A 17,715-nucleotide genomic window follows, 5' to 3' on the forward strand; every position below is an offset into this window, starting at 1 on the left:
CTACTCGTTCGGGAGCCGATTTTCCCGGTATATCGACGCGATTTCGAGGTCGACCTCCTCGAGGCCGACGATGATGTCGTCCTCTGTCAACTCCTCCGCGTCCCACTCTTCGAGAAATGCGATCGCGTCCTCCCGGTCGGCGTAGGGGCGCGGATCGATGCCCATCGGATCGTCGGCGGCCTCCTCGTCGGTTATGAGAACGAAGTGGGCCGCGGTCGCATCGATGAGATCGCCGGTTTCGTAGTCGGTTGTCCACGCGCCGGCGATCGGCGACTCCGGCGTCGACGATACTTTGTACGCGAACAGACAGCCCGGCGAGTCAAACACCGCCGCCAGTCCGTTTTCGTGGACGAGTTGCCCCTTCCCGAAGTACTTGGTCGCCGGCATCCCGCAGACGGCACAGCGGTGTCCCTCGGGGAACTCGAACGGGCCGTCCGTGACGTTCTCGATGGTGGGCTCGTACACGTGTGCAGGGGGTTCGTCACCGCTTTGGTCTTCGGGCTGCTCTCCCCCGAGACAGCCAGCGAAACCCGCGGCCAGTCCCGCCCCGAGCGAACCCAGAAGTCCCCGGCGCTCGAGCCCATTGCGGTCGGTCATACGCGATGCTACCGGTGGAACGGTCAAAACGATCTTGGTACGCCCATCGAACGTCTGCGATGGAATCTGAACGGACCGACCGTCCTCTGGGAACCAGCCGCTATCGGTCACTCGAGTCGCGCTTTCGCGAGCCGATGACGGGCCCGGAACATGGCCTCGAAGCCGACCTGAGAGAGCGGTGCAATCGCATCGCCGATCCCGCCCAGCGGGAGTTCGTAGGTGACCCGATCTCGAACGACCGTTCGGTTGCCGTCAGCGTAGAAGGCGTGCGTGTGCTCCCACCGGTCGAACGGTCCGTGGACCATCTCGTCGCGAAAGTACGCGGATCCTTCGTGGCGCTCGCGATCCGTGATCACCGACGTCCAATGCTGGCGCGGTCCGATTCCGAAGGGGCGGATCGACAGCGCGACCTCCGAACCCGGCTCGAGAACGTCTGGAGACGGCCCACCGTCGGGACCGATCACGCGTTCGACGCGCAGGTGCATCCAATCGGGTGTGACCGCCTCGAGGCCGGAAATACGAGAGTTGAACTCCCAGACGTCTTCGAACGGTGAGTCGACGGTCGTTTCACGTTCGTAGGTGGGCATGGATCGTTCACACCTACGGTGGCGAGCATCAAAACGTCGGTCCCGACGACTGACGGCAGATCCAGCGGTTCGGGGTTATTTCAGGCGCTCCTGCAGAAACGACGGATGTGCGGCGGTGACGCCGTCGATTTCGAGCAGTTCTTCGGCGATGATTTCCCCCAGCGAATCGCCGTCCTCGGCGCGTACTTCGGCCATCAGCATATGGTCCCCGCTGGAGCTGTACAGTGCTTCGACCTCCTCGAGTTCCTTGATCGCCTGTGTCGCCTCCACGTAGCGTTCGCTCGCAACGTCGAGTCCGACCAGGGCGATGGTCTGGCTCGAGAGCTTCTTCGGGTTGATGTCGGCCGAGTAGCCGACGATGACTCCCTCCTCCTCGAGCTGGTTGATGTACTTTCGGACCGTCGGTTTCGAGACGTTCGCCCGCTCGGCAATCTCGGCGTAGGACGCTTGCGCGTCCTCCTCGAGGACCTCGAGGATGCGATCTTCCGTCGCCTGGGTGCTCATGTGAGTATGTTTTGCTCCGCCGGAAAAATATCTTTTGTATACGAAAACGACGGATGTCCTACTGGACGCGGCGGTCAACGGGCGGCACGGAGCCGATCGGCCGCGGACGGGTGCGGCCGACTCAGGTGTGTCGGTCTAGCAGGTCGTAACTGCGCTCCCACTCGGCGTCGTCGTCGAAGTAGCGCTCGGCCAGCGGCTGATCGGGCATCTCACCGACGGTGTGTTTCTCCTCGGAATACGACGGCCGGTCCTTGTCGACGTAGTACCGCCCCGTCAGGACGGTCCCTTCGTTGAGCACGTCCTCGGTTTCGTGCATCATCTCGGCGGCCTCGCGCCGGTCGGTTACGTCGAAGTCGTAGTCGTCGGACTCCTGTACGTCGACGTAGGGGACGTACTGGCGGGCGTCCTTGTTCCACGTCGGACACTGCGTGAGGAAGTCGATGTGGGCGAAGCCGTCGTGTTCGATGGCCTCTTTGATGATATCCTTGGCCTGATTCGGGTTGACGGCGGCGGTGCGGGCGATGTAGCTCGCGCCAGCGTTCAGCGACAGCGACAGCGGCCGGATCGGCGTCTTCGCGCTGCCGGACGGTTGGGTCTTGGACTTGTGGCCCTTCGGACTCGTGGGCGAGGTCTGGCCTTTCGTCAGCCCGAAGATTTCGTTGTTGAACACGATGTAGGTCATGTCGTGGTTTTCCCGGGCCGAGTGGATGAAGTGGTTCCCGCCGATCCCGTAGCCGTCGCCGTCGCCGCCTGCGGCGATGACCTCGAGTTCGGGGTTCGCGAGCTTCGCGGCGCGAGCCACGGGCAGCGAGCGCCCGTGGATTGTGTGGAATCCGTACGTGTCCAGGTAGCTGTTCAGTTTGCCGGAACAGCCGATCCCGGTGACTGTCAGCACCTCCTCGGGCGTCTTACCGACTTCCGGCAGGGCCTGTTTCAGCGCCTTCAGGACGCCGAAGTCGCCACAGCCGGGACACCACGTTGGCTGTGGTTCGACGCCGGGGGTGAACTCGTCCCGGTCGATCTCCCGTTCCTCTCCAATCGCGTTGAATGCACTCATATGTTAGTCACCTGTTGCGGGTTCGATCCGTACCTGTGCGGTCGGTTGGCGGTCCTCCTCGGCGAGGTTGACCTCGTAGCCCTCGACGATTTCCGCAGGCTCGAAGGGCTCGCCGTTGTACTTCAACAGGCTGGTCATTTTGTCGCCGAACCGACCAAGCTCCTTCTGGATCAGACCGCGGAACTGCGCGGTAGCGTTCATCTCGACGACCATCGCCTCGTCGACGCTCTCGAGGAACGCCGTCACCTCGGTTTCGGGGAACGGCATCATGTCGGAGACGCCGAGTCCCGCGACGGAGTGGCCGTTCTCGTTGAGACGTTCGACGGCTTCGCGGACGGCGCCCTGGCTCGAGCCCCAGGTGATGACGCCGTACTCGGCGTTTTCGTCGCCGAAGGTGGTCTGATTGGAGGTGTGCTCCTCCTCGAGTTCCTCGCGGATGTGCTCGAGCTTTTCGAGTCGGCGGTCCATCTGGAAGACGCGGTTGTTGGGGTCCTCGCTGATGTGACCGACCGGGCTGTGTTCGTTGCCAGTCGCGAGGAAGCGACCGCCCTTCTGGCCGGGGAGCGAACGCGGACTGACGCCCTTCTCGGCGTCGTCGTAGTTGAATCGTCTGAATTTCCCGCTCGCGTCGTGAGCGGCCTCCCGGAGTTCCTCCTCGCTCATCGTCGAGCCCAGATCCGGCGCGGGTTCGCGGTCGAAGAATTCCACGTCGACGTTGGTGTTCTCTCCCGAGAGCTTCTGGTCGTAGATGATGATCGTCGGAATCTGGTAGTCCCAGGCGATTTCGAACGCGAGTCTGGTCTGCTCGTATGCCTCTTCGACGTTCCCGGGCGCGAAGACGACGCGCGAGGAATCGCCCTGACTGGTGTAGAGGACGAACTCGAGGTCGCCCTGTTCGGGTTTCGTCGGCATTCCGGTCGAGGGCCCGGCCCGCATCGACTCCACGAGGACGAGCGGCGTCTCGGTCATCTCGGCGAGTCCGAGCGGTTCGGACATCAGGGCGAACCCGCCGCCCGACGACCCGGACATGGCCTTCGCGCCGGCGTGGCTCGCACCGACCGCGAGCGCCGCCGCGGCGATCTCGTCTTCGACCTGCTCGGAGACCCCGCCCATGTCGGGGAAGTTCTGGCTGAGGATGGTGAACACGTCCGTCCAGGGCGTCATCGGATAGCCGGCGATGAACCGGCAGCCGGCGTCGATCGCCCCGTACGCGATCGCGTTCGAGCCCGACAGCAGCGCCTGTTCGGTCTCGTGAGTGCCTTCCGGCGCGCGTAGTTCGTGGTCGAAGTCGTACTCCTCGTTGATCGTCTCGTAGGCTTCGTGGAGGATATCGAGGTTCGCCTGGAGGACGTCCCCGCTCATCGCGTCTTCCATCAGGTCCTCGATGTGGTCGAGGTCCATCTCGAGCAGTGCCGCCGTGACGCCGACGCCGGCGGTGTTTCGCATGACCTCCCGGCCGTACTCCCGCGCGAGCGATCGGAGGTCAAGCGGGAACACGTGCCAGTCGTTCTCCTCGGCGCGGGCCTCCAGATCGATGTCCGCGACGTCCTCCTCGCTGATGAGGCCCTCGTCGTAGACGATGATTCCGCCCTCGCGGAGCTCATCGAGATTTTCCGAGAGAGGCTTGATCTCTTCGTTCCCGTAATAGGCCTCTTCCTGCGGGTTACGGGCGAACGAGTCGCCCAGTGCGAGCAGGAAGTTGTAGCCGTCTCCGCGTGACTGTACCTCGTGGTCTGCGGCCCGAATCTCGACGTAGGTGTGGCCGCCGCGAATTCGCGACGGATAGTGCCGATGGGTGAATACGTCGAGTCCCGAGCGCATCAGCGCTTTGGCGAAATTCTGGCTCGTCGAGTCGATTCCGTCGCCGGAACCCCCCGCGATTCGCCAGATAAGTTCATCGCTACTCATAGGTGATCAGTGGCCAGTGGCCAACCGTACTCGGAATTTTGCCCTACGTTGCCTAAAGACTTTGCTATAGATTACCAAGGATCTTTCGTGAAGAATGGACATCCATTGAAGAATATGTATGAACAATCATTATCATACAAGGAAAACGAGTTTAGAATTGTCCAGATTCGATCGGGCATTTCCGTTGCAGATAGCGGGGTGTGTCGCCGAAACCATTCCGCGCAAGCCGTCGATGGGGACGTCCGTTCCCGTCCCCGATCGTCGATTTCGAGAGGGACATCCCTTTTATCACGGGTACACGCTACGAACTCACATGGGCTACATCGTCCGAATGCCGGCGCTGGGTCCCGAGATGAAACGCGGGACCCTCCTCGAGTGGACAGCGGTCGAAGGGGAGCCAGTTTCCGACGGAGCGGCAATCGCCGAAGTGGCAGCCGAACCGGAACCGGACCTGAGGCCGAACTCGCGTGTCGGAGTGGTCGAGGCGCGCGACGGCGGCGTTCTGCGTCGGACATACCTCGAAGTCGGCGAATCGGTGCTGCCCGGGGCGCCGATTGGCATCGTCGCGCCGGGTGCGTGCGCCATCGAGGATCTCGAAGCGGCGGCGGCGACCGACCTCGAAGCGGTCGCAGAGCGCGTCGAGAAATCGCGGCCGTCGCCCACAGAAGGCGGCGCGGGCGCAGCCGCCGGCACAGGCGAATTCGGGACAGCACGTCGGGGCGAACTCGAGATGCCCGGTCGATCGGTCGCTGCGACGAACGCCGAGGGGATGCGAGGATCCATCGAGGCTGGTTCCTTCAGGTGGACATTCGACGAACCGGAATCGAGCGGCGGCACCGAAACCGGTCCGACCCCGGTCGACGTCTTCCTCGGCGGACTCGCGGCGTGTCTGTCGCTCAGCACCAGGTACCAGGCGACGAAACGTGACGCGTCGGTCGACGAGATCCGGGTCGACGTCGACGCGGCACCAGAGCGTGGCTCCGTCGAGCGGATCGAGGCGATGATCCGGATCGACGCCGACGAGGACGACGAGACCGTCGAGCGAATCGTTACCCTCGCCGAACGGGGCTGTCACGTTTCACAACTTCTTCGGGACGATCTGGCGATGACGCTCTCCTGGGAACGACGGCGACGGTGAAAATGGGTGCCGGCCGTCGCCGAGTGCCCGATCACGGCCGGTCGCGCTCGAGCCCAGTTTCACCGTTCCGGACGACCTCACGCCGACACAGAACAGCTCCGCTGTTACTCGGACCGAGTCCGCTAGTAGTCGGAACGGGTTCGCGGCCACCCGTTATGGTTCCGGCTACCAGACGCCCCCATCGGGGGTGACGGGCTCGAGGCCAGCCTCCTCGACGAACTCGGTGAGAAAGTCGACGCGGTCGGGAATCTCGTCCGGACGATGGGAGTCGGTGCCGACGGTCGCGGCCACGTCGTGTTCGCGCAGCACAGACAGGAAGGGGTCCGACGGGTGGACGATCCGTGCATCGGCCAGGGCACGCCCGGCGTTGATTTCCGGAACGGTTCGGGAGTCGGTGAACGCCTGGGCGACCCGTCTGTAGTGCGCGTCTGTCGCGCGTCCCCGCAACGGCGGTGTCCGCTCGAGCAGATCGACGTGAGCCGCGATATCGAACAGTTCGGACTCGACGAGTGTGACCAGTTTCTCGAAATACTCGTCGACGACTGCATCGCGCTCGGCCTCGGTCATCTCCGCGAAGTGTGACGCGATCTGGACGTTCTTCCCGCCGACGTCGTGAACGCTCCCTATCGCGTAATCGAAGCCGGCCTCCGAGAGAAATGCGTCGATCGCGGCCTCGTCACGTGGGTCGTAATCCATCTCGATGGCGTCGTAAATCTCGAGACCGAACTCCTCCCGCAGTCGCTCGATCCCTTGTCGGCGGCGCTCGTGAGTGAGGTCGAGATTGAACCCGTATACGCTCCGCATCGATTCGTGGCGGTCGCGTGGTGCCACGTTGCAGTGATCGGCGATACCCACACCCTCGAGACCCGCCGATTCGGCGGCTCGAATCATCCCTCTGAGAAAGTCGCCGTCCGAGTAGTTCGAGTGGACGTGAAAATCCCGCATACGTCGCCGACCACGAGGGACTTATTAGTTGTTGCGTTTACAGAATTACCGTTCGAAACGACAGGAACCAGTGTCTGAACGCCGACGCGAGCTACTCGTTTCGAGGGTTGCTCGGATGGTACTCAGTATCGTACTTACCGGGCTGGTCGTCGACGCGGTCCGGATTGAGCCGACCGCCGAGGAGCATGAAGTCAACGAGCGTCAGCGCGAGCATCGCCTCGACGACGGGAACACCTCGAGGCGGAAGGACGGGGTCGTGTCGACCGATGACCTTCTCTTCTTTGAGTTCGCCGGTCTCCCAGTCGGCCGTCTGCTGGGGTTTCGGAATTGAGGTCGGCGCGTGTAGCGTAACTTCGCCGTAGATCGGCTCCCCCGAGGAGATGCCGCCCTGAATGCCGCCGTGGTCGTTTTCGACCGGCGTCGGATTCCCCTCGTTGTCGAACTCCCAGTCGTCGTTTCGCTCTTTCCCCGTCCACTCGCGGGCCTCCCGGCCGAGGCCGAACTCGAATGCCGTCGTCGCTGGCACGGCCATCATCGCCTGTCCGAGACGGGCCGACAGCGAATCGAACCGGGGTGCGCCGAGTCCGACGGGGACGCCCCGTGCCTCGAAGTAGATGCTCCCGCCGATCGAGTCGCCCATTTCCTGATACTCCTCTATTAAGGTCTGCATCTCCTCGGCCGTGTCGGGATGTGCACAGCGCACGTCGTTTTCCTCGGAGCGTGCCACAATTTCCTCGAAGCTCACCTCGGGGGCTTCGACGTCGCCGATCTGGTTGACGTGGGCTTTGAGTTCGATCCCCTGTCGTGAGAGCAGTTTCTTCGCAATCGCGCCCGCGGCGACCCAGTTCACGGTCTCCCGGGCGGAGGAACGGCCGCCGCCGCCCCAGTTTCGCGTCCCGAATTTGGCCGAATACGTGAAGTCGCCGTGGCTGGGTCGTGGCGCGGTGATGAAGGGCTCGTACTTGCCCGACCGTGCGTCCTTGTTCTGGATCACCATCCCGATCGGCGTCCCGGTCGTATACCCGTCCTGAATCCCAGATTTGATCGAGACGGCGTCCGGTTCGCCGCGGCTGGTCGTGATCATCGACTGACCCGGTTTCCGGCGGTCGAGATCCTCCTGAATGTCCTCTTCGGAGAGTTCGAGCCCGGCGGGACAGCCCGAGACGGTACAACCCATCGCCTCCCCGTGGCTCTCGCCGAACGTAGTCACCTGAAAGAGGCGACCGAAGCGGTTGCCGTTCATTACCCTGTTCTCAGGGACGCGGACACTTAGCCCTGCAGGATTCGCATACGGAATGCGCTCCGTAACCGTCGGCTCGCAGGACGGTTGCAAATACCGCGTACAGGTATTTCAGTAACGATCCCGTACATTGTACAATGGGCAACGAGCAGTTCGATCCCGACCCGTTCGCCCTGTACACAGCGACCGGTGAACTCCCGGCCGACGACGTGCTTCGTCTCTTCGCTGATCGACGCGCCCGTTACGCGGTCGTCTACCTCGCCGATCATCCGACGCCGACGCTCGAGGAACTCGCCGACGTGATCGCCGCGAAGGACGCGAGCGTCGAAGGGACCATCGCCACACCTGCCGACCGTGATCGCGTTCGTATTCGACTCTATCACGCGATACTTCCCAAACTCGAGTCGCTGGGGTTCATCACGTACGACGGCGAGACGAACGCCGTCACTGAGACCGACATCCCACCGGTAGTGATCGACGCCCTGGGGGTGACCGACCGATCGTCATGAACTCGCTTGGAACGTTCATCGAGACGATCGACCGACAGCGAAAAACGCTCGAGGTCCACACAGACATCGATGCGGTCGTTTCGGAACTCAGACGCCAGTTCGAGACGCGGAACGTGGACCTCGTTCATCGCTCGCTCGGATCGCTCGACGAGACCGGATTCGTTATCGTCCGGGACCCAGACGGCGAGTTCCGTGGCGCGCTGGGTATCGACCAGTTTCAGGCCGTTCTCTCGCCGCGAACCCACCCTTCGTGGGAACTCGCCGAAACCAATCAGGACCGATCGGCGCTCTTCGATTTCCTCGACAACACGTTGTTTGCGTCCTACAGCCGTCGGCAGATGTTAGCAACAGCCCGCGAGATCGAAGAGCGAGCGTGGCGCATCGGCTCCGGCAATCTCTATAGCGGATTCCAACGGGCGAGCGCGTTCGCCGCGCAGACCGAGGTCTACGACCGGCTGGGAAGCCACGGATCGCTCGCGGTGACGGTGTTCCTCGACGATGCGTGGGACGCGTCCGTCCCGGAGGGTGTTACGGTGGTGTCCGAACCGGACAGCGAACTCGGCAAGTACTGGCTCGTCGTGTTCGACGGCGGCGATAACGAACTAGAATCCTGTGCGTTGATCGCCGAAGAACGGCGACCGGGGGAATTCTACGGGTTCTGGACGTACGATCCGCCGACCGTTCGTGAACTGATCACGTACCTCGAAACGACCTACGATATCGCGTGAACGCACCCCGTGGTTAAGCCCGAGGCACTCTCGCTGTATCTTCTGTAGACGAGCGAGGGTGCCGATGTATGCACCGAGCTAACTGCGCTCGGTTCCGATCGTCGAAAACTGCGTAGGACGTCGATCCGATCAGTTCGCTACGAGTACCGGATCAGGGGAGTTCGAACTCGATCGCCGCACCCTGGCCGAAGCCGACGCACTCGGTCGCGATTCCGCGATCGACGCCGCGGCGGTTCATCTCGTGAACGAGCGTCACCGGGAGGCGCGCGCCCGAACACCCGAGCGGGTGGCCGATAGCAATTGCGCCACCGTTGACGTTGAGTTGCTCGTCCGGGATGCCGAGTTCGCGCTGGGAGTACAGCGTCTGGCTGGCGAACGCCTCGTTGATCTCGACCAGCCCGTAGTCGTCTAGCTCCCGACCGGCGCGTTCGAGGAGTCCCTCCGTCGCCGGAACTGGACCGACCCCCATGATAGTGGGGTCGACGCCCGCGACGTAGCTGGTCCCGACCTCCGCGAGGATCTCGAGATCGTTTTCGTCGGCGACGTCACGGCTGGTCAGCAAGACGCCGGCGGCACCGTCGGCGATCTGCGAGGCGTTTCCGGGTGTGACCGTCCCGTCCTCTTTGAAGACCGTCGGGAGGTCGGCGAGCTTCTCGGGGGTCGTCCCGGGACGCAGCCCTTCGTCTTCGTCGTGGACACCATCGGCGGTCTCGAGCGGGACGATTTCGTCGTCGAATCGGCCCTCCTCGGTGGCTTCGACCGCGCGTTGCTGGCTGCGTGCGCCGTACTCGTCCTGTTCCTCGCGGGAGATGTCGAACTTCTCGGCGACCTTCTCGGCAGTCATCCCCATCGCCAGGTTGCGCATTCCGTATCGCTCCTCGAGACCGGGATACAGATCGCCGCTGTCGCCGCCCCCCATCTTGACGCGGCTCATGCTCTCGACGCCGCCGGCGATGACCGCCGAGTGGCGGCCCGCGGCGATCGAATCGGCGGCACTGATGATTGCTTGCGCGGAGGACGCACACTGTCGGTCGACGGTCGTCGCCGGAACTCCTTCCCCGAGTTCGGAGAAGAGCGCGATCTGTCGCGCGATATTCGTCCGCTGTTCCGAGCGCTGCTGGGCGCACCCCCACATCAGGTCGTCGACGTGATCCCCGGAGAGCCCCGTCTCGGCGAGCATCTCGTTGACCAGCGGAATCGAGAGGTCTTCGCTTCGGATGTCCGCGAGCGCACCGTCTTCCCTTCCCTGGGCTGTTCTAACAGCGCTAACGATTACCGGCTCATTGCCTGACATTGTATACCAACATTTCCTGTGGACATAAATAGCTACTCGCTCCGGAAAGTTCTCACTCGAAACGATGAACGGACGATGCGATCGCGGATCGAGGTGTCACTTCCGTCGCTCGAGTCCGGCGCCCAGATCCTCGAGCATCCCGAAGAAGCCGGGGAACGAAACGTCGACGTGGTCGGCTCCCCTAACGGTCGTCTCGCCGGTTGCGACCAGCCCCGCGAGCGCGAGCGCCATGATTATCCGGTGATCGTCGCGTCCCGAGACCGTCGTTCCCTCGAGTCGCGAGTCGCTCCCGTGGATCGTCAGGGAGTCGGGCTCTTCGGTCGTTTCGACGCCCATCTTTCCTAGCTCCTCGGCCATCGCGCTCACCCGGTCGGTTTCCTTGTACCTGACGTGCTCCGCGTCGACGATCTCGGTATCGCCGTCCGCGACCGCACCGAGCGTCGCGATCGTCGGCAGTAGATCCGGCGTGTCCTCGACGGAGACACGAATCCCGGACAGCGGTGCCGACACGACGTCGATCGTCCCCTCCTCGCGGTTCCAGTCCACGTCCGCGCCCATCCGGTCGACGAGTTCGACGATGGCGCTGTCGCCCTGCGCGCTCGGGTGAGCCCCTTCGATGCGGACGCCCGCACCTTTCTCACCGGCGATCGCACCTGCGGCGAGCGGATACGAGATCGACGAGAAGTCGCCGGGGACCGCGTATTCGCCGCCCACGGGCGCGTAGATCTGTCCACCCGCCACTTCGAAGCCTTCGTCGGTTTTTCGTGCGCCGACTCCGAAATCCGCGAGTACTTCGAGCGTTATGTCGACGTACGGCGCGGATTTGAGTTCCGTCTCCAGATCAATCGCGAGCCCGTCATCGGTGACCGCACCGGCCATCAGTAGCGCGGTGATGTACTGGGACGAAACGTCGCCCGGGATCGACACCTCGCCGCCGGTCAGCGGCCCGGTGACGACAAGCGGGGCCTGTCCGTTCCCGCGAGTGCTGTAGGCGTCGACCTCGAGGTCGGCGAGGGCCTCGAGCAGCGGGCCCTGGGGCCGAGACCGAAGGGATTCGTCGCCGGTCAGCACCGAGGTGCCGTCGGCCAGGGCCGCGGCGGCGGTGACGAGACGCATCGTCGTACCGCTGTTCGCGCAGTCGATGACGTCCGCGGGCACGTCGGGCCGGCCGTCGAAGCCCTCGATGTCGAGGGTTCCGGTTTCCCGTCGGTCGACCTCCCCACCGAATAGGTCCACCGCGCGGGCGGTCGCTTGCGTGTCTGCGCTCCAGAGCGCGTCCCGCACTATCGCCTCGTCCGCGTAGCCCGCCGCGAGGATCGCCCGGTGGGTGTAGCTCTTCGAGGGCGGCGCACGCGCCGTCCCCGAGACACTCGAGGGCGTGATGGTGACGTTCATGGTCGCTCTGTCGTGTGGCCCCGCCTTACCGATACCGATCCCCGTACTGGAACGGATTCTCGGACCGGTTACAATCTCCGTAGCGAATGTGAACCTGCCGTTCGATACGTCCCGCTTTTTCTCGCGTCCCGTCGAGCGCTCGAGAGCCCGGAATTCGGCACACGACCCCGTCAGGTACCTCCACAGGCCGTCCGGTTCGACGGCGGGACGGTCCACCGAGGAAATTTGGTTCGCGTCGCCGTAAGAGCGACTATGACCGCACGGATTCTGGTCGCGTTCGACGAATCTACGCAAGCGAATATCGCGTTACGGTACGCCCTCTCGACGCACCCCGATGCGGAGATTCACGTACTTCACGTCAACGATCTGGAGGAGTGGTACAGGAACGAGGACCTGAACGATTTCTACCCCGAGGACGCGTCCGAAAAGTCACTGGAAGCCGCGGAAACGCTCCTGGAGAGGGCCGAGGAGATTGCACGAGAGTACGACGCGGAAGTGCGTACGGTGTCGATCGATGGGGATGCAGCGTCCACCATCGTGAGGTACGCGGAGGACCACGACGTCGACCACATCGTCGTCGGTAGTCACGGCCGCGAGGGACTGGTTCGATATTTACTCGGAAGCGTCGCCGAACACGTCGTTCGACGGTCGCACGTCCCCGTGACGGTTATCAGAGAGGAGCAGCCACCGTGAGAAATCTGGCTGGCTCCTCGCGACGCAACCGTCTCCGAAAAATCGACGACGTGAACGATTTTATGCCCATGCATCCGGTAGCTGTCGGAAAACCTGACGATCGTTGGCCCACGATCTGATCGCCCCGCCGAGTGCGCCGGGAGGAGCGTGAAGTACTTCGGGGACAAGCCCCGAGGCACTCGCCTTGTTCATCTGTAGAACGCGAACAGGAGTACGCCGTACTCCGGGACGAATCCTGCGAAGAAGAACGTCGCGAACGTGACGACTACCATGTCGAGCAGTGACGCGAGGACCGTCATTATCCCGCCGTGGACGGCCCCGGAGATGACGGTGCCACCGGCGAGAAAAGCGGTGACGATACCGCCGAGGATACCGATGGTCACCCACGAGAACGCGAGGATCTCCGGGTTTATCGCGACGACCAGTCGGCTCCTGATCACGGCGAAGACGATAACCAGGAGTCCGATCAGCATCACTCCCCAGTCGATATCCATTACCACCTGCTGCTCTACCTCCACCGATAAATCCCTACTCAGAATTTTGGACTGTGAACGGAAATTTACGTATTCGGAGAGGCTGTCGATACCAGAACGTCGATCATTCAGGTCGTTCGAGAAGCGTCGTTGCATCGCTTGCTGGAGTCTGTCGGCCCGGAGTCACCACCCTCATCCGTTGTGACGGATTCGCGGCCACCGCCACGACTACTCGTACCAATCAGTTTCGAACGCTGTGAAGGAAATACGCACGCTCGCGGAATCCCATCGGTCAGGAATCGTACCTACACCGCCGTTTCACGGCGACAGACCGTGGTAACTCGGACCCAGTTACGAGCCGGGATTGACGGCACGGTAACTCGACCAGCTCGGGGTAATCCGGTTCCAGATTGAAAATCGGGGTGTCGTTCTCGAGACCCGCTCAGGCTCGGGCACCCATCGATTCGGGAGCGGTTCGGCGGTGTTTCGCCCACGAACCGATCGCGCCACCCAGTGCACCGGGGATGGCGTAGAACGCGAGCAACATGAGGCCGAGGACGAGCACTCCGAACGATGCGACGAGGCCCGCATAGAGCAGGGTCGTAAACGTCGTAATGGCTAATAGGATCAGCGACCCGAAGACGGTGGCGATACCGCCGTGGACCGCACCGGACCCCATCGTCCCGCCAGCGAGGTATCCGGCGGTGAGGCCACCGAAGAGCCCGATTCCGCCCCAGTACAGGAACACGACCGACGCCTCCGAACCCACGTAGATGAACCCGCTAATTATTCCCAACGCGAGGGTCACGACGAATCCAGTTATGACTGCTGACCAATTGATGTGCATGATCAATTGTTACTATGCTGTCATTGGTTATAAACCCCATTTCACGTAATACGGATAGTACGATCATCTGAGCAGACATTAAACAGTATAATAAATATATATATATATATATTTTATAATAAAATTCAGTGAATTTATTCAGTAGTGTACTGACATGGATTGCTGAGCCATACGTACGCCGAAATACCTCCTGGTATTAAGTCCTCAACCGGTGTATGACGGCTTGAGAAAACTCTCTGTTCGCCGATCTTCGAGCAACTGGGGAGAGGGTCGGCGAGGATATCCCGTCTCTCGTTGCGTGAGTCAAAAAACATGACAGATCAAGGTACTTTCGACCTCTCGAGAGGTGACAGTGACGGCTACCAATGACCGGGGATGACGACCTGTCCTCGACACGCTTTCTCCGGCTTCTCCTGGTGGTGTTCGGTACGCTGTCTGTCGTTATCGTATTGCCGTTCCTCCAGCCTGTACTGGCGGCTGCATTGCTGGCGTATCTGGTCACACCGATAAACTACAGGCTCTCGCGTCGACTCGGTGCTACCGTGGGCGCGGTCGTCACGATACTGGTCACGGTTATCGTCGTTCTCGTTCCACTCCTGCTGATCCTCGGCGTCGCAGTGGATCAGGCCGTGTCGCTGGCGAGCGGTGCCGAAATCCCGGACATCGCCGCCGTCGAAACTGCCGTCCAAGAGCAGTTCGGAACGGACGCAGACCTCCAAGCCCTCATCGAACCGGTTTCCGGTGCGGTCGAAACCGGTCTCCGCGGCGTCCTGGGTGGTGTCGTCGGTATCGTCGGTGGTATCCCTGCGTTCGTCGTCGGCGCGGTGGTCTTCTTGTTCACCTTCTACTATCTCCTGCGTGACGGAGACACATTCGTCGCCTGGCTCCGAACGGCCGCCCCACTCGAGCCGAACGTCATGGACGAACTGATAGAACGCACCGACGACCTCCTCTGGGCAGCCGTCGTCGGCAATGTTATTGTCGCCGGCTTACAGGCGATACTGACCGTTCTGGCCTTCGTGGTCATCGGCTTCGAGGATCTCATCTTCTGGGGCGTGGTCACGTTCGTCCTGTCGTTGCTTCCGCTCATCGGTGCGTCGATCGTCTGGGTTCCAGCAGTGATTTATCTCGTGATCGTGGGGAACATTCCAGCAGCGGTGGGGCTGCTGATATATGGATTCGTCGTCATCAGTGGCTCGGATAACGTCGTCCGGCCACTCGCGATGCAACGCGGCGCACGCCTCAATTCCGGGTTGCTCGTTCTCGGCATCTTCGGTGGTGTGGCCGTCTTTGGATTCCTCGGTCTCTTCATCGGTCCGGTCATACTGGGGCTATCGAAAGCCATTATCGACCTGTTGGTGGAAATACGCAGTACACCTAGAGAGATCCTCTGAGAAACAGACCTGCGCGAACGACTGGCCGACAGTAGTACTCTGCCTTGTTTAGTGTCGACCCGCTGACCTGAGGCCGTTCCAGAGAACCGATCTGCCTGCCGGCTTCTGCTCAACATGTGCGCGTCTGAGCTGTATCAATACTCTCCTACCGAAGAGCGGAACGGCAAACTGTTACCGCATTCGGGACGCCAGTTGGACGTACGACCCATGCAAACCGTAGACAATCAATCGGTCGGGTCGATGTTGGTTCCGACTGATGGCAGCGACGTCGCGGGCCAGGCACTCGAGAAGGCACTAGCCTTCGCTGATCGCCTCGATGCGAACGTTCACGTGCTATCTGTCGTCGATACGACGGGGAATCCCCTGAAGTTCGGCGTCGCCGAAGTCGACGAACTCAACCGGGCTGGCCAATGCCTGGTCGACGAAATCGTCGATGCCCACGACGACCGTGACGTCGAGATCTACGGTGCGATCCGTCGAGGTCGTCCCGCCGATATGATCCTCAACTACGCCACCGAGAACGAAATCGATCTGATCCTCATTGGACGGACCGGCCGAGGCAGGGTCGCGGACGTACTGCTTGGTAGCACCGCAGACCGGGTGGTTCGGCAGGCATCGATTCCCGTGATCGTCGTTCCTGGATCTGAACCAGACGAATGATGACGGTACTTAACGGATCGCCTTCTCGTTTGTCGTTAGTAATAAAAATAACAAGTATGGAGTGAAGCGCAAAGAACACTTGCGCTAATCGCATGCGGGCATGAACGCGGTCTCGATCAGTTCGCTCAATCTAACTTGACTCCGGCGGTTGTACGTCTCGTCTAAGATCGACTGTTTGAGCTGGATCTCATCACTGTGCTTCTCGATGCGGCCTACGACCCTGTACTCGATATCGAACGGACCGACCGTGTTTCGCGGTTTGTACGAGGCGACCGGCACGACTCCTGCGGCCAGCAGGCGGTCGTGCCAGTCAAAGGTATCGAAGGCGCTGTCACCGAGCATTCAGATCGGCTGGCATCGCCAGCACGTGGGTCGAATCGATCCGATAGGTTGAGTCGAGCAGGCCGCGGCACGATTCAACGGTCGGCCGTACACGGCTACACCGCTGCGCCGTCTCGAGGACAGTTTCCCGGTAATTCAGTACGACGGTGCAATTCCGTTAATAGTGTTGCTATGGTATCACTACCCATGGATGAAACCGATTCACCGATACGGAACGTCCGAATCTGGGCGGCTCACGAACGCCTCGGGTGGTGGATTCTCGGACTTGTATTACTGGCCGTGTTGGGACTGGTCGTCGACCAGTACCTCCCGTGGCTCGTCTTCGGGTTGTTCATCTACTATGTCGCCCGGCCCATCACGCAGCGACTCGAGCAGCGCATTGCCTCGCCGTCGCTCGTAGCTGCGCTGACGCTGCTTCTGATCGTCGTCCCGATCGTGGTGATGATCGGCGCGATCCTACTGGTTGCTCTCGGGCAGTTGGTAACCGCGGTCGCGGACCTGCCGATCGACAGGATCCTCGCGCAGTTGCCGGTTCAGATCTCGGACCTTCCGAACACGCCCTCTGAGGTGTACGACACGACGGTCGTGTTGATCCAGGATCCGTCGGTTCAGAGCCTGCTCGGGTCGGTCGGCGGCGTGGTCGGCGCCATCGGTGCGACGCTGTTCAACATGTTCATCTCGCTGCTGATCGCGTTCTTCCTGCTGGTCAGTGACCGAACTATCGCCGACTGGTTCGAATCTAACGTGTTCGGCGAAGACAGCCTGGCAACCGACTACCTCTCGGTCGTCGATCGAGGACTGGGTTCGATCTACTTTGGGTACACGATGACGATTTTCGCGGTGATCGTCCTCTCGGCGATCATCTATACGGTGTTTAATTTCTTTGCGCCCGGCGACCTGGCGATCCCGTCCGCGGTGCTGTTCGCCGTCGTCACCGGCCTGTTCACGCTCGTTCCACTCGTGGGTCGGTCGATCGTCTACTTCCTCATCGCCGCGACTCTCGCCCTCCAGGCGGTCGCCGCCGATCCACGACTACTCTGGTTCCCGCTCGTGTTCCTCGCGGTCATGATCGTCGCGTTCGACAATCTCGTCCGGACGTACATCCGGCCGTACCTCTCCGGACGACTGCTCAACACCGGGCTCGTCATGTTCGCGTACCTGTTCGGACCGCCGCTGTTCGGCTGGTACGGGATCTTCCTCGGTCCATTCCTGATGGTGTTCATCGTGACGTTCGTCCGGATGATCCTCCCAGTCCTGGCCGGTCGAGATCGCGATCGCGTCGACGTCGAACCCGAACACACGCTCGACGAGTATGCCGAGAGCGTCGCCGATCGGCAGAGGAAACGGCCCTCCGAAGCAGACCGCTCCGACCTCGGGTCCGAGGGAGATCCGACAGCGTGAGTT

At 61.9% G+C, this 17,715-nt stretch carries 18 protein-coding genes and 1 pseudogene; 7 read left to right on the plus strand and 12 right to left on the minus strand.

The annotated features are described in order from the left end of the window. The 5 genes from NJU76_RS14620 to NJU76_RS14640 form a co-directional block, all read right to left on the minus strand. Positions 1-597 carry a nitrous oxide reductase accessory protein NosL gene (locus NJU76_RS14620; RefSeq protein ID WP_254529932.1) on the minus strand — a complete coding sequence of 199 codons (597 nt, stop codon included), beginning with the start codon at positions 595-597 and terminating at the stop codon, positions 1-3. Between the two features lie 107 nt (positions 598-704). Beyond that, positions 705-1,184: an SRPBCC family protein gene (locus tag NJU76_RS14625; protein ID WP_254529934.1), complete on the minus strand. Its 480-nt coding sequence runs from the start codon at positions 1,182-1,184 to the stop codon at positions 705-707. A 75-nt stretch (positions 1,185-1,259) separates the two neighbouring features. Beyond that, on the minus strand, positions 1,260-1,688 hold the full coding sequence (gene lrpA1 / locus NJU76_RS14630) for an HTH-type transcriptional regulator LrpA1 (protein ID WP_254529936.1): 429 nt from the start codon (positions 1,686-1,688) through the stop codon (positions 1,260-1,262). A gap of 121 nt (positions 1,689-1,809) precedes the next feature. Next, complete coding sequence (locus NJU76_RS14635; RefSeq protein WP_254529938.1) at positions 1,810-2,745, minus strand: thiamine pyrophosphate-dependent enzyme; 936 nt, start codon at positions 2,743-2,745, stop codon at positions 1,810-1,812. Between the two features lie 3 nt (positions 2,746-2,748). Next, a complete protein-coding gene (locus NJU76_RS14640) occupies positions 2,749-4,653 on the minus strand; it encodes a 2-oxoacid:acceptor oxidoreductase subunit alpha (RefSeq protein WP_254529940.1) in 1,905 nt (634 codons plus the stop codon). A 313-nt stretch (positions 4,654-4,966) separates the two neighbouring features. Between NJU76_RS14640 and NJU76_RS14645 the strand changes: the two genes are divergently transcribed. After that, positions 4,967-5,791 carry an OsmC family protein gene (locus NJU76_RS14645; protein ID WP_254529942.1) on the plus strand — a complete coding sequence of 275 codons (825 nt, stop codon included), beginning with the start codon at positions 4,967-4,969 and terminating at the stop codon, positions 5,789-5,791. 165 nt (positions 5,792-5,956) lie between these two features. Here NJU76_RS14645 and NJU76_RS14650 read toward each other — a convergent pair whose 3' ends face one another. Further along, a complete protein-coding gene (locus tag NJU76_RS14650; protein ID WP_254529944.1) occupies positions 5,957-6,736 on the minus strand; it encodes a PHP domain-containing protein in 780 nt (259 codons plus the stop codon). Positions 6,737-6,827: 91 nt separating this feature from the next. Continuing rightward, entirely contained in the window at positions 6,828-7,979 is a 1,152-nt protein-coding gene (aroC, locus tag NJU76_RS14655) for a chorismate synthase (protein WP_254529946.1), read from the minus strand. A 134-nt stretch (positions 7,980-8,113) separates the two neighbouring features. Here aroC and NJU76_RS14660 point away from each other — a divergent pair, with 134 nt between their 5' ends. Together NJU76_RS14660 and NJU76_RS14665 are read left to right on the plus strand one after the other, a co-directional pair. Then, positions 8,114-8,485: a DUF7344 domain-containing protein gene (locus NJU76_RS14660; RefSeq protein ID WP_254529947.1), complete on the plus strand. Its 372-nt coding sequence runs from the start codon at positions 8,114-8,116 to the stop codon at positions 8,483-8,485. Then, positions 8,482-9,213: a DICT sensory domain-containing protein gene (locus tag NJU76_RS14665; protein WP_254529950.1), complete on the plus strand. Its 732-nt coding sequence runs from the start codon at positions 8,482-8,484 to the stop codon at positions 9,211-9,213. Before NJU76_RS14660 ends, NJU76_RS14665 begins: the two co-directional genes overlap by 4 nt. 151 nt (positions 9,214-9,364) lie before the next feature. On the opposite strand, the gene NJU76_RS14670 is transcribed toward NJU76_RS14665, so the two are convergent. Together NJU76_RS14670 and aroA are read right to left on the minus strand one after the other, a co-directional pair. After that, a complete protein-coding gene (locus NJU76_RS14670; protein WP_254529952.1) occupies positions 9,365-10,507 on the minus strand; it encodes a thiolase family protein in 1,143 nt (380 codons plus the stop codon). 96 nt (positions 10,508-10,603) lie between these two features. Next, positions 10,604-11,902, minus strand: a complete 1,299-nt coding sequence (gene aroA / locus NJU76_RS14675; RefSeq protein WP_254529954.1) for a 3-phosphoshikimate 1-carboxyvinyltransferase — start codon at positions 11,900-11,902, stop codon at positions 10,604-10,606. 252 nt (positions 11,903-12,154) lie between these two features. Here aroA and NJU76_RS14680 point away from each other — a divergent pair, with 252 nt between their 5' ends. Beyond that, positions 12,155-12,595 (plus strand): universal stress protein, encoded by a 441-nt coding sequence (locus tag NJU76_RS14680; RefSeq protein WP_254529956.1) that lies wholly within the window; start codon positions 12,155-12,157, stop codon positions 12,593-12,595. Positions 12,596-12,783: 188 nt separating this feature from the next. Here the strand turns inward: NJU76_RS14680 and NJU76_RS14685 are convergent, their stop codons facing one another. Together NJU76_RS14685 and NJU76_RS14690 are read right to left on the minus strand one after the other, a co-directional pair. Further along, the gene (locus NJU76_RS14685; RefSeq protein ID WP_254529958.1) at positions 12,784-13,089 is read right to left on the minus strand and encodes a hypothetical protein; all 306 of its coding nucleotides are present in this window, start codon (positions 13,087-13,089) and stop codon (positions 12,784-12,786) included. Positions 13,090-13,510: 421 nt separating this feature from the next. Next, a complete protein-coding gene (locus NJU76_RS14690; protein WP_254529960.1) occupies positions 13,511-13,915 on the minus strand; it encodes a DUF5518 domain-containing protein in 405 nt (134 codons plus the stop codon). 365 nt (positions 13,916-14,280) lie between these two features. Between NJU76_RS14690 and NJU76_RS14695 the strand changes: the two genes are divergently transcribed. After that, positions 14,281-15,309, plus strand: a complete 1,029-nt coding sequence (locus NJU76_RS14695; RefSeq protein WP_254529962.1) for an AI-2E family transporter — start codon at positions 14,281-14,283, stop codon at positions 15,307-15,309. Positions 15,310-15,516: 207 nt separating this feature from the next. Then, positions 15,517-15,969 carry a universal stress protein gene (locus NJU76_RS14700; protein ID WP_254529964.1) on the plus strand — a complete coding sequence of 151 codons (453 nt, stop codon included), beginning with the start codon at positions 15,517-15,519 and terminating at the stop codon, positions 15,967-15,969. Here NJU76_RS14700 and NJU76_RS14705 read toward each other — a convergent pair. Further along, positions 15,968-16,311, minus strand: a pseudogene (locus NJU76_RS14705) (transposase); the annotation flags it as partial. The gene NJU76_RS14700 and the pseudogene NJU76_RS14705 sit on opposite strands and share 2 nt — an antisense overlap. Positions 16,312-16,497: 186 nt before the next feature. Between NJU76_RS14705 and NJU76_RS14710 the strand changes: the two are divergent. After that, entirely contained in the window at positions 16,498-17,712 is a 1,215-nt protein-coding gene (locus NJU76_RS14710; protein WP_254529966.1) for an AI-2E family transporter, read from the plus strand. Positions 17,713-17,715: the final 3 nt, after the last annotated feature.

It is taken from the genome of Natrinema gelatinilyticum, assembly GCF_024266705.1.
GTDB classification, from domain to species: domain Archaea; phylum Halobacteriota; class Halobacteria; order Halobacteriales; family Natrialbaceae; genus Natrinema; species Natrinema gelatinilyticum.

What these genes read in the sequence shown, in the direction of transcription:
- NJU76_RS14620 (WP_254529932.1), bottom strand. Translation starts at nt 597, where the DNA reads ATGACCGACCGCAATGGGCTCGAGCGCCGGGGACTTCTGGGTTCGCTC.
- NJU76_RS14625 (WP_254529934.1), bottom strand. Translation starts at nt 1,184, where the DNA reads ATGCCCACCTACGAACGTGAAACGACCGTCGACTCACCGTTCGAAGAC.
- lrpA1 (WP_254529936.1), bottom strand. Translation starts at nt 1,688, where the DNA reads ATGAGCACCCAGGCGACGGAAGATCGCATCCTCGAGGTCCTCGAGGAG.
- NJU76_RS14635 (WP_254529938.1), bottom strand. Translation starts at nt 2,745, where the DNA reads ATGAGTGCATTCAACGCGATTGGAGAGGAACGGGAGATCGACCGGGAC.
- NJU76_RS14640 (WP_254529940.1), bottom strand. Translation starts at nt 4,653, where the DNA reads ATGAGTAGCGATGAACTTATCTGGCGAATCGCGGGGGGTTCCGGCGAC.
- NJU76_RS14645 (WP_254529942.1), top strand. Translation starts at nt 4,967, where the DNA reads ATGGGCTACATCGTCCGAATGCCGGCGCTGGGTCCCGAGATGAAACGC.
- NJU76_RS14650 (WP_254529944.1), bottom strand. Translation starts at nt 6,736, where the DNA reads ATGCGGGATTTTCACGTCCACTCGAACTACTCGGACGGCGACTTTCTC.
- aroC (WP_254529946.1), bottom strand. Translation starts at nt 7,979, where the DNA reads ATGAACGGCAACCGCTTCGGTCGCCTCTTTCAGGTGACTACGTTCGGC.
- NJU76_RS14660 (WP_254529947.1), top strand. Translation starts at nt 8,114, where the DNA reads ATGGGCAACGAGCAGTTCGATCCCGACCCGTTCGCCCTGTACACAGCG.
- NJU76_RS14665 (WP_254529950.1), top strand. Translation starts at nt 8,482, where the DNA reads ATGAACTCGCTTGGAACGTTCATCGAGACGATCGACCGACAGCGAAAA.
- NJU76_RS14670 (WP_254529952.1), bottom strand. Translation starts at nt 10,507, where the DNA reads ATGTCAGGCAATGAGCCGGTAATCGTTAGCGCTGTTAGAACAGCCCAG.
- aroA (WP_254529954.1), bottom strand. Translation starts at nt 11,902, where the DNA reads ATGAACGTCACCATCACGCCCTCGAGTGTCTCGGGGACGGCGCGTGCG.
- NJU76_RS14680 (WP_254529956.1), top strand. Translation starts at nt 12,155, where the DNA reads ATGACCGCACGGATTCTGGTCGCGTTCGACGAATCTACGCAAGCGAAT.
- NJU76_RS14685 (WP_254529958.1), bottom strand. Translation starts at nt 13,089, where the DNA reads ATGGATATCGACTGGGGAGTGATGCTGATCGGACTCCTGGTTATCGTC.
- NJU76_RS14690 (WP_254529960.1), bottom strand. Translation starts at nt 13,915, where the DNA reads ATGCACATCAATTGGTCAGCAGTCATAACTGGATTCGTCGTGACCCTC.
- NJU76_RS14695 (WP_254529962.1), top strand. Translation starts at nt 14,281, where the DNA reads ATGACCGGGGATGACGACCTGTCCTCGACACGCTTTCTCCGGCTTCTC.
- NJU76_RS14700 (WP_254529964.1), top strand. Translation starts at nt 15,517, where the DNA reads ATGCAAACCGTAGACAATCAATCGGTCGGGTCGATGTTGGTTCCGACT.
- NJU76_RS14710 (WP_254529966.1), top strand. Translation starts at nt 16,498, where the DNA reads ATGGATGAAACCGATTCACCGATACGGAACGTCCGAATCTGGGCGGCT.